The 12,128-nt window shown below is 66.1% G+C and carries 12 protein-coding genes; 6 read left to right on the top strand and 6 right to left on the bottom strand.

The window, feature by feature from the left end; genetic code table 11:
* The first annotated feature begins 19 nt into the window (after nucleotides 1–19).
* The gene (locus GRI47_RS09300; RefSeq protein WP_160660968.1) at nucleotides 20–562 is read left to right on the top strand and encodes a 2Fe-2S iron-sulfur cluster-binding protein; all 543 of its coding nucleotides are present in this window, start codon (nucleotides 20–22) and stop codon (nucleotides 560–562) included.
* Between the two features lie 15 nt (nucleotides 563–577).
* On the opposite strand, the gene GRI47_RS09295 is transcribed toward GRI47_RS09300, so the two are convergent.
* Complete coding sequence (locus GRI47_RS09295; protein ID WP_237452659.1) at nucleotides 578–2,614, bottom strand: TonB-dependent receptor; 2,037 nt, start codon at nucleotides 2,612–2,614, stop codon at nucleotides 578–580.
* Nucleotides 2,615–2,859: 245 nt separating this feature from the next.
* On the opposite strand from GRI47_RS09295, the gene GRI47_RS09290 reads away from it, so the two are divergent.
* Nucleotides 2,860–3,204 carry an arsenate reductase family protein gene (locus tag GRI47_RS09290; protein ID WP_160660966.1) on the top strand — a complete coding sequence of 115 codons (345 nt, stop codon included), beginning with the start codon at nucleotides 2,860–2,862 and terminating at the stop codon, nucleotides 3,202–3,204.
* A 7-nt stretch (nucleotides 3,205–3,211) separates the two neighbouring features.
* Here the strand turns inward: GRI47_RS09290 and GRI47_RS09285 are convergent, their stop codons facing one another.
* Complete coding sequence (locus GRI47_RS09285) at nucleotides 3,212–4,567, bottom strand: MFS transporter (RefSeq protein WP_202387222.1); 1,356 nt, start codon at nucleotides 4,565–4,567, stop codon at nucleotides 3,212–3,214.
* A 107-nt stretch (nucleotides 4,568–4,674) separates the two neighbouring features.
* Between GRI47_RS09285 and GRI47_RS09280 the strand changes: the two genes are divergently transcribed.
* Nucleotides 4,675–5,310 (top strand): class I SAM-dependent methyltransferase, encoded by a 636-nt coding sequence (locus tag GRI47_RS09280; protein ID WP_160660965.1) that lies wholly within the window; start codon nucleotides 4,675–4,677, stop codon nucleotides 5,308–5,310.
* Between the two features lie 22 nt (nucleotides 5,311–5,332).
* On the opposite strand, the gene GRI47_RS09275 is transcribed toward GRI47_RS09280, so the two are convergent.
* On the bottom strand, nucleotides 5,333–6,163 hold the full coding sequence (locus GRI47_RS09275; RefSeq protein WP_160660964.1) for a glycerophosphoryl diester phosphodiesterase membrane domain-containing protein: 831 nt from the start codon (nucleotides 6,161–6,163) through the stop codon (nucleotides 5,333–5,335).
* A gap of 64 nt (nucleotides 6,164–6,227) precedes the next feature.
* Between GRI47_RS09275 and lipB the strand changes: the two genes are divergently transcribed.
* Both lipB and GRI47_RS09265 read left to right on the top strand, forming a co-directional pair.
* The gene (lipB, locus tag GRI47_RS09270; protein ID WP_160660963.1) at nucleotides 6,228–6,899 is read left to right on the top strand and encodes a lipoyl(octanoyl) transferase LipB; all 672 of its coding nucleotides are present in this window, start codon (nucleotides 6,228–6,230) and stop codon (nucleotides 6,897–6,899) included.
* The gene (locus GRI47_RS09265; protein ID WP_160660962.1) at nucleotides 6,896–7,213 is read left to right on the top strand and encodes a hypothetical protein; all 318 of its coding nucleotides are present in this window, start codon (nucleotides 6,896–6,898) and stop codon (nucleotides 7,211–7,213) included. Before lipB ends, GRI47_RS09265 begins: the two co-directional genes overlap by 4 nt.
* Nucleotides 7,214–7,276: 63 nt before the next feature.
* Here the strand turns inward: GRI47_RS09265 and GRI47_RS09260 are convergent, their stop codons facing one another.
* Nucleotides 7,277–8,368 carry an alkene reductase gene (locus GRI47_RS09260; protein ID WP_160661400.1) on the bottom strand — a complete coding sequence of 364 codons (1,092 nt, stop codon included), beginning with the start codon at nucleotides 8,366–8,368 and terminating at the stop codon, nucleotides 7,277–7,279.
* A gap of 54 nt (nucleotides 8,369–8,422) precedes the next feature.
* Between GRI47_RS09260 and GRI47_RS09255 the strand changes: the two genes are divergently transcribed.
* Nucleotides 8,423–9,322: a DMT family transporter gene (locus GRI47_RS09255; protein ID WP_160660961.1), complete on the top strand. Its 900-nt coding sequence runs from the start codon at nucleotides 8,423–8,425 to the stop codon at nucleotides 9,320–9,322.
* Here the strand turns inward: GRI47_RS09255 and GRI47_RS09250 are convergent.
* Together GRI47_RS09250 and GRI47_RS09245 are read right to left on the bottom strand one after the other, a co-directional pair.
* Nucleotides 9,319–10,635, bottom strand: coding sequence for a DUF2254 domain-containing protein (locus GRI47_RS09250; RefSeq protein WP_160660960.1), 1,317 nt, complete (start codon nucleotides 10,633–10,635; stop codon nucleotides 9,319–9,321). The two genes, GRI47_RS09255 and GRI47_RS09250, sit on opposite strands and share 4 nt — an antisense overlap.
* On the bottom strand, nucleotides 10,632–11,996 hold the full coding sequence (locus GRI47_RS09245) for a DUF2254 family protein (protein ID WP_160660959.1): 1,365 nt from the start codon (nucleotides 11,994–11,996) through the stop codon (nucleotides 10,632–10,634). Before GRI47_RS09245 ends, GRI47_RS09250 begins: the two co-directional genes overlap by 4 nt.
* Between the last annotated feature and the right edge of the window lie 132 nt (nucleotides 11,997–12,128).

Here is a 12,128-nt window from a genome sequence, read left to right as displayed (position 1 = left end):
TTGAGATTGGGAGCGCGGCGTGTCGCGAATGACGGTGAACGGCCGACCGGTCGAATATCTGATGGATGAGGATACGCCGCTATTATGGGCGCTGCGCGATGCTTCGAACCTGACGGGCACGAAATATGGCTGCGGAAATGGCGATTGCGGGGCCTGCATGGTGCATGTCGACGGGGTTGCCCTGCGCGCCTGCCTGATCACGATCGCCGAGGCCGAGGGGCGCTTCGTGACCACGATCGAAGGCCTGTCGCGCGATCGCTCGCATCCCCTCCAACAGGCCATGGTGGCCGAACAGGCGATCCAGTGCGGGTTCTGCACGCCGGGGATCGTGATGGCCGCCGCCGCGCTTCTCGCCGACAATCCGGCGCCCGACGAGGCGGCGATCAAGGCCGCCATCCCCAATATCTGCCGCTGCGGCGTCTATCCGCGCCTGATCCGCGCGGTGGAGCGGGCCGGGCGAGTGGCGCGCCGTCAGGAGCGCGTGACCGCCGCGCCCGCTCCGGGTGTCGAGGCGGCGGACGCCGCGCGTGAGGAACCCGCGCTGACGCCGCCTGAGGCCTAGCGCGAGGCGCTGCGACTACATCTCGAAGCGCACACCGATCCTCGCCGTGAAGGGATCGCCCGGCTGGATGTTGTTGTTGCCGTGGGCGGAGGGGTAATAGTCCTCGTCGAACAGGTTTTCGATATTGAGCTGCACGCCGATCCGATCGGTCAGCGTCAGATAGGCGGCAGCGTCGACCCGCCAATAGCTCGGCAGGACCACCGTGTTGCTGAAGCTGGCGAATTGTTCGGACTGGTGGATCACGCCGAGGCCGAAGCCCAGTCTCTCGTTCAGATCGAAGCGGTTCCAGGCGGCGATCTGGTGCTTGGGAAGCTGCTGGAGCCGTGCACCCGCCGTTCCGAAATCGGAGGTGCTGCGCAATTCGCCGTCGAGATAGGTGTAGCCGATATTGGCCTGCCAGAAGGATGCGATCTCGCCCACGGCGGCGAGTTCGAACCCTTCCACCCGGCTTTCCCCCGCCAGGACGGTCAGGCCCGAACCGCTGGGATCGGGGGCGCGGGTCTTGGTGCGGTCGAGCCGGAAGATCGCCGCGGTGACGAGCAGGTCGTTCATCGGCGCGACCTTCACGCCGAGTTCGTAATTGGTGAATTTCTCGGGCTCGAACCGGCTGTCGCCGGGCGAGAGCAGGATGAACTGGTCGCCCGCCTGGGGCAGGAAGCTTTCGCCATAGCTGGCATAGACCGAGACGCGGTCGCTGGGCTTAACGATCAGGCCGGCGCGCGGGCTGACCTTCTCGTCGACCCGACTGCCGGGCGTGCCGGAGATCAGATCGCGCGTGTCGAGATCGAAGCGATCGTAGCGCAGCCCCGCGACCAGTTCGACCACGCCGCCGATCTCGAACTGTTCCTGCACATAGGCGGAGAGGGTTTCGAGCTTGCTGTCTCGCGAGCGCGAAACGGGGGCGAGTGAGAAGGCGGGCAGGGCGATCACATCGGCGAGCGGAGCGGTGTTGCCCGACGCGAAGGTCACGTTGCGGCGCGCGTTGATCGTATCCTGGCTCCCCGCCTCGACACCGAGCAGCAGGGTCGATGCAAAGCCTTCGCCCGCGGTCTCCCAGACGAGGTTCGCATGGCCGATCAGATTCTCGCGATCGGTCGCGTCCTCGTATCCGCCGAAGGACACGGTCGTGCCGTTCGTGCTGGAGGGGACGATATTGGCGTAGATCTTGTCGTAATCGGCATATTGCACGGTGGCGTTGGCGGACAGGCCGGGCGCAAATTCATGCGTTAGGCGCACGCGTCCGATATGGGTTTCGGCGCTGGCGCGGTTGAAATCGCGATCGCCGAAGAAGGTCTCATCATAGCCCGTCAGCGGCCGCCCGCCGAGGGAGGGGGCGCCGCGATCGGTGACGCGGGCATCGTCGTCATAAGTGTAGGTCGCGTAGAGACGGGTCTGCGGCCCGAGGGCGGCGGTCAGCGTCGGCGAGATGCCGATGAAGCGGCCTTCGTAGAAATCGCGATCATTGTCGAATTCCTCGTAGGTCGCATTGAGGCGCAGGGCGACATTATCGCCAAGCGGCTGGTTCGCATCGGCGAGAAGCGCGAAGGCGCCGAAATTGTCGACCGAGGCCTGTCCGCCGATACCCGAACGACCGAGCATCGCGGTCTTGGAGACGCGATTGACTGCGCCGCCGCCTGCGCCACGACCGAAGATCAACGCATTGGCGCCCTTCAACACCTCGACACGTTCGATGTTGTAGAGTGAGCGGTAGTATTGCGCATCGTCGCGCAGGCCATCGATGTAGAAATCGGCGGTCGATTCCTGGCCGCGAATGAACACCTCGTCACGGTGGCCTTCCCCGCTTTCCATGCTGACGCCGGGGACATAGCGCAGGGCATCGTTGAGCTGGCGGATCGACTGATCCTCGAGCTGGTCTTCGGTGATGAAGCTGACGCCCTGGGGCACGTCGATGAGCGGCGTCGGAGTCTTGGTGGCGGAGGATCCGTCCTCATTGCCGTAGCCTTCGCGCTCACCGCTCACGACGATCTCGGCGGGGAGATAGCTGCGCTCCGGTTGAGCGTCCGCCGCAGCGCTATCGGCACTTTCCGCCATAGCGGGAGAAGCAGCGAGGGCGGAGCCCAAGAGGAGGGCGGAGCGGAGGGCGATGTGCCGCATGAAGAAATATCCCGTCTGTAAGCTGTAACGAACGGCGGTCCTGCTATTGCGAGCTATTCGCATTTGCAAGTGGCGTGATGATCAGTGGCGCGGGAAAACTTCGCTTAATGCTCTTTCAGTGATCGGCTGGCTCGATTAGGTGCGCTGATATCTGGAGCCCGACGCAGACCAAGGAGAGCACGATGAAGGCGACGATCTGGCACAATCCGAAATGCGGCACCTCGCGCAAGACGCTGGCGATCCTCGAAAACATGTCGAAGGTCGAGTTGACGGTAGTCGAGTATTTGAAGGACCCGCCCACGGCGCAGAAGCTGGCGCAGCTTTACAGCGATGCGGGGCTTACGCCGCAGGAAGGCTTGCGCCTGCGCGGGACCGATGCCGAGGAGCGCGGCCTGCCCGATGCATCAAGCGAGGCCGTGCTCGCGGCGATGGTGGCCGATCCGATCCTGATCGAGCGTCCCCTGGTCGAAACCGAGCGGGGCGTCAGGCTCTGCCGCCCGCAGGATCGCGTGCTGGAAATCCTCTAGCGCGCTGTCACCGGTTGCGGGTCAGGTCGCTATCCCGCTGGAGCGCCAGCGCGCCATAGGCGAACACGATCACGCATAGCGCCACGATCAGGCCGAAGCCCAGCCAGTCGGAATGGCCGTAGAGATAGACGCCCAGCGCGGGCGCGTAGATATAGCTCGCCCCCGCGACCGAGGCGGTGATTCCCGATGCCTGCCCCTGTTCGGCGCGCGTTACCGCGAGCGAGGTGCCCGATGTCGATCCGGGGCGGAACAGGCCAAAGCCGAGCGAGGCGATGGCAAAGGCCAGCGCGATCGTGTGGATCGAGCCCGCGACCGCCAGCATGGCGGTTCCGAACCCGGCAATGGCGATCCCTGAAAGGGTCGCGGCGCGCGGGCCGAGATTGAAGCGCGGGATCAGGCCCCACTGGGCCAGCAGAGTGGCGATCGCGCCCGCCATCAGCACGAGACCGATCGGCCCCGTCCCCTCGTCCGGCGTAGCGCGCAGGCCCAGCCGGTCGAGCACGAGGAAGCCCGCGATCCCAAGCACCATCGCCTGCGCATGGCCGCCGATCAGGCCGGTGATGACCCATGGGCGCAGGCGCGGTTCGAACCAGCGCAGCTTGTGCGGCTCGACGAAGGGTTCGTCCTCGTCTTCTTCCGGCGTCGCCACCGGATCGGCGGTCGGGCTGCCCGAATAGGGGGTTTCGTAGGCCGTTCCCTTGGCGGCGAATTGCGGCTCGTCGTTCGGCAGGCGCAGGCGCAGGGCGATGAGCGTGGCGACGCCCATCAGTGCGAAGATCACGAAGGGGCCGGTCAGGCCGACGCCGGGCAGCACCATCAGAGGCGCGAGCGCGGGGCCGATCACCGTGCCGAGGCCGAAGCTCGACGCGATCAGCGACAGCGCCTGCGTCCGCTCGGCCCGCGGCGTCCGGCTGGCGACATAGGCCTGCACCGCAGGCGGTGCCGCGCTGCCGAAGCCGCCGTAAAGGCTGCGCGCGGCGGCGAACAGGATCAGCGCCCAGAACGCGGTGAGATAGCCCGACAGCCCCAGCCAGAGCATCAATCCGCACAAAGAGAAGCTGACCGCGAAGCCAGTGAGGCCCAGCGCCATCATCGCCTTGCGGCCCCTGCGGTCGGACCGGCCCGCCCAGAACGGCGCGCAGATCACCCACAACAGCGCCGACCAGCTATAGGCGAGGCTGATCCACACATCCGCAATGCCCAGCGCCGTGCCGATGGACGGCATGACCGATTGCATCGCGGTGTTGCCCGCTGCCGTGGTCAGCATGACCATGAACAGCAGCGCCATCCGCCCCTTCGGGATCGAGCCCGGCATGGCGGGCGGGGGAGGGGTTGCGGAAGGGCCGCGATCGCTGTCGGACATGGGCCGAGGCGCTACGCCCGGCGGGCCGTGCTTGCAATGCCGCATCGAAACTGTATCGCTGCGCGCCGGTCGGGGCCGAGCCCCGTGCGTCGATAAGGGTCTTTTCTTTGAGCGACAATTCCGCAGCCCAAGCGCTGAACCGTGGCGACATCAAGCGGCGCGCCGCGCGCCTGTTCGGCCAGTGGGGCGTGTTCTTCCGCGGCTTCCTTCAGCATCCCAAGATGGTCGGCTCGATCATCCCGTCCTCGCGCTTCACCATCGAAAAGATGCTGGCGCCGGTAAAATGGGACGAGTGCGACCTGTTCGTGGAATACGGACCCGGCGTGGGGACGTTCTGCCAGCCGGTGCTGGACCGCCTCAAGCGCGACGGCGCGCTGATCGTGATCGACACCAATCCGCTCTATATCGACTATCTGAAGAAGACGATCCGCGACAGCCGCTTCCACGCGGTGCTGGGATCGGCGGCCGATGTCGAGGAGATCGTCGCGGCGCATGGCCACGATCATGCCGATTACCTCTTGTCCGGCCTGCCGTTCTCGACATTGCCCGAAGGCGTCGGCCCCGCGATCGCGGCGGCCACCCACCGGGTTCTGCGCGTCGGCGGCGCGTTTCTGGTCTATCAGTTCTCGGACCGGGCGCGCGATTTCATGGCGCGCCATTTCCGCCACATCGACAGCGGGTTCGAACCGCTCAACGTGCTGCCCTGCAAGCTGTTCTGGGGCTGGAAGCGCGCGGACGACTAGGGTGCGCCCTCCCCGCGAGCGATCAATCCTCGCTATGGGTGACCGGCACGCTCGGCGAAGGGGCGGCCAGCCGTTTGTGGAGGGAGGCCAGCACGGCATAGGCGACACAGGCGAAGCCTGCATTGATGAGCCCGGCGACCAGGCTATTTCCGATCAGCGCGGCATGTTCGCCGCCGAGCGCGAACACCAATCCACCGATCAGCGAAACGATCGCCGAGACGATCACGAAGGCGATCAGCAGCAATAGGTAGAACGCGAACAGCCGGAAACTGTTGCCCCTGGTCAACCGCCAGGACCGGCGCAGCGCCGCGATCGGATTGATCACGCGCTCGATGGCGATGGCGGGCGAACTCATCGAGAACTTGACGATCAGATACAGTCCGATGGGGATGCCCAGCAGGCCAAGGACGGTCGCGATGGCGGGCGATCCGGTCGCCGCGCCGATGCCGATCAGCAGGATCACCGGCACTATCGCCGCCAGCCCGGCCAGGATCTGGGCCGCGAATTGCGTGGGGAGCAGGCGTACCCCGCGTCCGACCGCATCGCCCACGGTAGGACGTTCCCCGTCGCCGAGCATCGTCAGCACCGCGATCGCGCCCACCGACTGGATCAGGCTCAGAAGCAGCAGCGCCCACCAGTATTGGCCGTAGAAGGCGACGATCTGGGCGGACATCGCGTCCATGTCCGGTTCCGCCCCGGCGGCGCCTGCCTGGGTCATGGGGTCGGGCAGGAAGAGCGAGAAAGCGAGATAGGGCACCAGGAAGAACACGCCTGCCAGCACCAGCACCATCTCGCGATTGGCGGCCAGCATCTTCATCGCGCCGTCCCATGCGGCGCTGAGATCGAGTTTCATTGCGTAGTTCCTGCCTTGCGTTTCCCTCTTGATAAGCGCCCGATGTGCCGCCACGCAATCGCCGATGTCCGCAAGCTGGCCCGAAACCGTCGAAATCCGCCGCGAGAGCGCGCAGGTCCCCTATCGCGATGCGTTGACGCGGATGGACGCGCGCAATCGCGCCATCGCGGCTGGCGAGGCGCGCGAGCTCGTCTGGCTGCTCGAACATCCGCCGGTCTACACTGCCGGAACCAGCGCGGATGCGGGCGAATTGCTCGATCCGCGCTTCGAAGTGGTCGAGGCGGGGCGCGGCGGGCGCTACACCTATCACGGGCCGGGGCAGCGGATCGGGTACGTCCTGCTCGACCTGACCAAGCGGGGGCGGGACGTGCGCTGTTTCGTCCACGCGCTGGAAGGCTGGGTGATCGCGACATTGAGCGATATCGGGGTCGAAGCGTGGCGGGCCGAAGGCCGGATCGGCATCTGGTGCCACGACCAGAACGGGCGCGAAGCCAAGATCGGCGCCATCGGCGTGCGGTTGCGCCGCTGGGTGACGATGCACGGCTTCTCGGTCAATCTCGCCCCTGATCTTGCGCATTTCACCGGGATCGTGCCCTGCGGGATAGAGGAATTCGGAGTCACCAGCCTCGAAGCGCTCGGCATCGCGCTTGCGCCCGGGGCGTGGGATGAGGCATTGCTCGCGCGCGGCCCGGATTTCCTTGCCGCGCTCGAAGGAAAGGCCTGCTCGCTGCCATGAAAACCGCTCTGTTCGCGAAGGTCTTCGCCCTGCTGGCGACCGGCGCCGTTCTCGCTTCCTGCGAAAGCGAGACCGCGCCGCCGCCCGCGCAGGACGAAGGGCGCGCCGCCAAGGGCGAGGTGCTGGGCGGTACGATCAGCGACGATATGCTGCCGCTCGACACGCTGCGTTCGCAATCGCCCCCGCAGCGCGCCGCAGCGGGGGGATCGGGGCGAAGCGACGCGGAAGAAGGCGATGACGCCGTCGAGGTCGAAACCGACGCGCCAACCGAACCGGCAGAGGTGACCGAAGCCGAGATCGAGAGCGCGGAGTAACCCTCCGCTACCCCTCAAAGGGTTCCCCACCGGGGGTGGCCCGGCGGGGAACGGTCTTCCCGCTTATTCGCCCAGTTTCGGGTAGTCGATATAGCCCTCAGGCCCCTGGCCGTACCAGCTTTGCGGCACGCCCTTGTTCGGCGCGATCTCCGCGCCGGTGCGGAAGCGTTCGGGCAGGTCGGGGTTCGAAATGAAATCGCGGCCCCAGCTGACCGCGTCGCAGCGTCCGGCCTCGATATCCGCTGTGGCCTGCTCGGCGCTGTAATCGCTGTTCAGCACCAGCGCGCCCGAATAGATATCGCGGATCAGCGGGCTCTGCTTGGGCACGTCGGTATTGCCGAACGTCCCTTCGGGGCCGGGTTCGCGCAGTTCGAGGAAGGCGAGGCCGAGATCCTCGACCACGCGGGCTGCCGCGCCAAAGGTTTCGGCCGGATTGCTGTCGTCGCACCCTTGCGTCTCGCCATTGGGAGACAGGCGCACCCCGGTTCGGTCCGCGCCCCAGACGCCCACCAGCGCTTCGAGGACTTCGCGCAGGAAGCGGGTGCGGTTTTGGGCGCTGCCGCCATATGCGTCCTCGCGAAGATTGGTCGAATCGCGCAGGAATTGGTCGACCAGATAGCCGTTCGCCCCGTGCAGCTGCACGCCGTCGAAGCCCGCCGTCTTCGCGTTTTCGGCGGCCTTGCGATAATCGTCGACGACGCGCGCGATCTCACCGGTTTCGAGCGCGCGGGCCGCTTCGTAATCCTTGCGGCCTTCGAAGGTATGCGCATGGCCGGGAGCCTTGGTGGCGCTGGCCGAAACGGGCGGATTTCCACCGAGGAAATCGGGATGCACCAACCGGCCCATGTGCCACATCTGAAGGACGATCTGGCCGCCCTCATCATGGACGGCCTTCGTCACCTGTTTCCAGCCCTCGGTCTGTTCCTCGCTCCAGATACCCGGCGCGGCGGGCCAGCCCAGGCCCTCCACGCTGATCCCCGTCGCTTCGCTGATGATGAGCCCCGCGGTGGCGCGCTGGCGGTAATAGGTCGCCATCATCTCGTTGGGGATGGAGCCGGGCTGGGTGGAGCGTCCGCGCGTCAGCGGCGCCATCCAGATACGGTTCTTCGCTTCGAGCGCGCCGAAGCGCAGCGGTTCGAACAAGCTGTCATGCATTTCGACCAATTCCTTTTTGCTGGTCATGTCTGGCAGGGGAGCTAGGGGCCGGGCATGGGCCAGACAAGCGACGCGGCGGACAAGAATGCCTTTCAGCCCGGTGCATGGCATTTCGTCGCCCTGATCGGCGGCAATGTCGCGCTGGCTCTGGGGCCGTGGCTGGTGCGACTGGCCGATACGGGTCCGGTGAGCGCCGGTTTCTGGCGCCTCCTCCTGCCGATCCCGCTGATCGCGCTCTTCGCCTGGCGAGAACGGGCGCGGCACAGGATCGATGGGCGGATCGCGCTGCTCGCGGTCGTTGCGGGCATCTTCTTCGCGCTCGATCTCGCCAGCTGGCATCTGGGGATCGAGCGTACGCGGCTCGGCAATGCGACGCTGTTCGGCAATGCGGGCAGCGTGATCCTGATGGTGTGGGGCCTTATCGCCCTGCGCCGCGCGCCGACGCGGCGCGAGGGTCTGGGGATAGCGGCGGCGCTGGCGGGCGCGGCCATCCTCTTGGGCCGCAGCCTCGAAATCTCGACTCAGAGCGCGCTCGGCGATCTGTTCTGCGTGTTCGCGGGTATCTGTTACGCCTTTTACCTGCTGCCCGCCCAGAAGGCGCGGGCGCGGGTGGGGCAATGGAGCGTGCTGCTGCTGGTCTGCATGACCGCGGCACCGCTATTGCTGGCGATCGCGCTTCTCATGGGAGAGCCGGTCTGGCCACAAGACTGGACCCCGCTCGTCGCGCTCGCGATATCGAGCCAGATCGTCGGCCAGGGGCTGCTGGTCTATTCGCTCGGCCATTTCTCCCCGCTGATAATCGGGCTGGCGCTGCTGACACAGCCTGCGATCGCGGCGGCGGTGGGGTGGTTCGCCTTCGGAGAGACTTTGGGCGCGCTCGATATCGTCGGGATGATCCTGGTCGGGACAGCGCTCCTGCTGGCGCGCACTGCGAAGGCCAATCCCGCGCGCTAGCGTTGCACAGCGTTCCTGAAGATCTGAAAACGCGCCTCGACGGCCAGCAATTCCGGCCCGGCAAGATGTTCGCGGGCCTGGCGGACCAGCCTTTCCCCCTCCCGCCGGATCGCAGCGCGGCGGGTCTCGTCGTCCAAGGTCGTCGTCGCATCGACCAGCGCATCGAACATCACCAGCGTCGCGATGCGATTGGTGGCGACGCCGCTGCGCATCGCGCCGAAGCCGCGCGCGAGATAATGTTCGAAATCGTCGTCCAGCGGGACGAGATGCGGCTCCTCCCCCTCTTCGGCGAAGCTGCGCGTCAGATTGCGCCGTGCCAGTTCGGCGGTCGCCGCGCCCAGCCAGTGGACCGCGGTTACGGCGGTGAAGGGGTCGTTGATCCCCGGCGACAGCGCGCGCAGCCCGATCTCGACCAGCTCGTCGATCAGGAACTGCATGTCCTGGGCAGGCGTGCGCATCGCGCCCGTTCCGAAGCAGGCGCGCACCTTGTCGTCCGGACAGTCGTCGATCGCATCCCTGTCGGCCCAGTAGGCGAGCGCGACCGAAGGATGGACGAAATCGCCGGTGCGCACCGCGAGATTGAGCTTGCCATTCTCCTTGCGCGCGAGCCGCTCCAGCGCTTCGAACTGGATCGACTGGATGTAGCCCGTCTCCTTCGCGATGATCGGCGTGCCCGTGGGGCGATTGGCGGAACGCTCGCCGCGATTCTCGTCCGGGAAAATGCGCTTGATGTCCCTGAGCAGTCGCGCGCCGATCCCCTCCAGCACCGCGTTGACGCGGATCGAGGCAGGAATGTGGTTGAGGAAATAGACCAGGACCGCGATCGACAGCAGCATCAGGACGAAGGCGGCCAGCAGGCTGATCTGCGGCACGAAGCCGGACATGGTGTCGGCGCCGGTGGCAAAGAGCGGGGTCTCTTCCGCCTTCCTGACCGCGCGCAGGACCGTGATCGCATAGACGAAAGTGCCGATGAAGGTCGCGAGGCTGAACTGGTTGCCGCGATCCTCCATGAAATTGGTCAGGAGACGCGGCCCGTAATTGCCGCTGGCATAGGCGACCGCGGCGATGGTGATCGAGAAGACGGTGGAGGCGACTCCGATCATCGTGCCCGCGATCACGGTCAACATGTTGATCGCCCCGTCGGGCCGGGCGGGCTGAAGCCAGCTCGTCTGCGAGACGGCATCCGACCAGCCATTGCGGTCGAACCACAAGGTCAGCGTGGCGAGAACGAGCGCGAGCAGGGAGAAGATCGCGGGCAGGAACCAGTAGCTGGCATTTACGCTCTGCCAGATCGACTTGAACTTCGCCATCATCGGACAGGCGCCCTATCGCCCGAGCCGTCGTCGGAGGGAGCATGGAACCGGGCCTCCCGCGCGTTCGTGCGCATGGGGCGGAACGCCTCGAACGCGGCTTCGATATCGCGCCGGTCGCTGCGATGCTGCGCACGGTCGGCGGCGTGTTCGGAGAGACGCTTGGCTTCGTCGTAGAGAAAGTCGATCAGGCCCTCCTGGCGATCCTGCGGTTCCTGTGCAAACAGGGGTTCGCAGATGCGGCGGTAATTGTCGATCATGCGGATCGCAACCGAGGGATAGTCGGCCGCCGCCTGACGAAACGCGGCAAGCGGATCGCGGAACAGGCCGTGGAAATCCTGGCCCGGCAATTCGAAACGCGGGCAGTTGCGGGGGACGGGCACCAGCCCCGGATCGACGCAGTTATCGGTATGGCCCGCGATCACTTCGGTCAGCGCATCGGCCGCCGCCAGGGCGGTGTAGAAATCGTTGATCGCGGGGGAGAGCGCACGGGCCGCGACTTCAACGAGGAGGCGGACCTGGAAGACCGTGCCCTGGCTGTTGCTGCGGAATGGACCGATCGGAATGTTTGTCGTCAGGTCGTGCAGCTTGTCGAGGGCGTGTTCCAGCGCGGCAATCGGCTCGCCCTCGAGGACGTGCTGGCCGGGCGCGACGCAGATGCGGATCGTGCCGGGATGGTGCTTCAGGCGCTTGTCCATCTCGTCGAGGTCGACACCCTCGACATATCCCGAAAGCGGTGCGGGCACCAGTTGGACGAATTCGCCCGTGAACGGCTCTGCCCCTTCCACCTCCAGCGCAGGCGTGCGCGCATCCTTGCCGAGGCTGTCGATCGCCTTGTCGATGAACATGGTCCGCCCGAGATCGTGCAGCGCCACGGCCAGCATGGCGAGATTGACCGCCAGCAGGACGAGCATGACGATGATCGTGCCCAGCGGGGTGTCGATCAGGTCGGCTTCGGAATCGATCGCCGCCAGCGTCAGCACGGAAAACAGCGTGGTGAAGGTCAGCCCGGCGATCGACACCTGGACGAGCCGCTTGCTCAACCAGCGATCGATCAGGCGCACGCCCAGATTGCCTGCCGCCAGCGTGAGGACGAGGAGCGAGATCGAGAAGAACAGGGTCAGCAGCGCAGCATCGATGCCGGCCACGATGCCCGCCGTCTCCTTCGCGGCATCGGCGGTCGCGACGGGTGCGAGATCGCGGTCGAAGATCCAGCCGGCCAATCCGTGGCGATCGAAATATAGCATCGCCCCGAAAGCGAGCGGTGCGGTGACGACGGCCCACAGAGCCAGGAACCAGTAACTCGCCACAAGGCGGTGCACGATCCACCCGAACAGCCCGATTACCGGATTTCCCTTACCCACCAATGAGCCCACCCATCGATCCCCTTTTCCAAGTTAATACCGGAACCTAACCGCGCAGGGATGATTTGGTTGCCGCGTACCCTGTGTCTCGTCCTCGCTCGGGGCGGCCTTCGGTGGGAAGGCACGCGGTCC

The sequence above is a fragment of the Qipengyuania pelagi genome (assembly GCF_009827295.1).
Taxonomy (GTDB): domain Bacteria; phylum Pseudomonadota; class Alphaproteobacteria; order Sphingomonadales; family Sphingomonadaceae; genus Qipengyuania; species Qipengyuania pelagi.
This window is presented reverse-complemented; position numbering and strand designations above follow the sequence as displayed.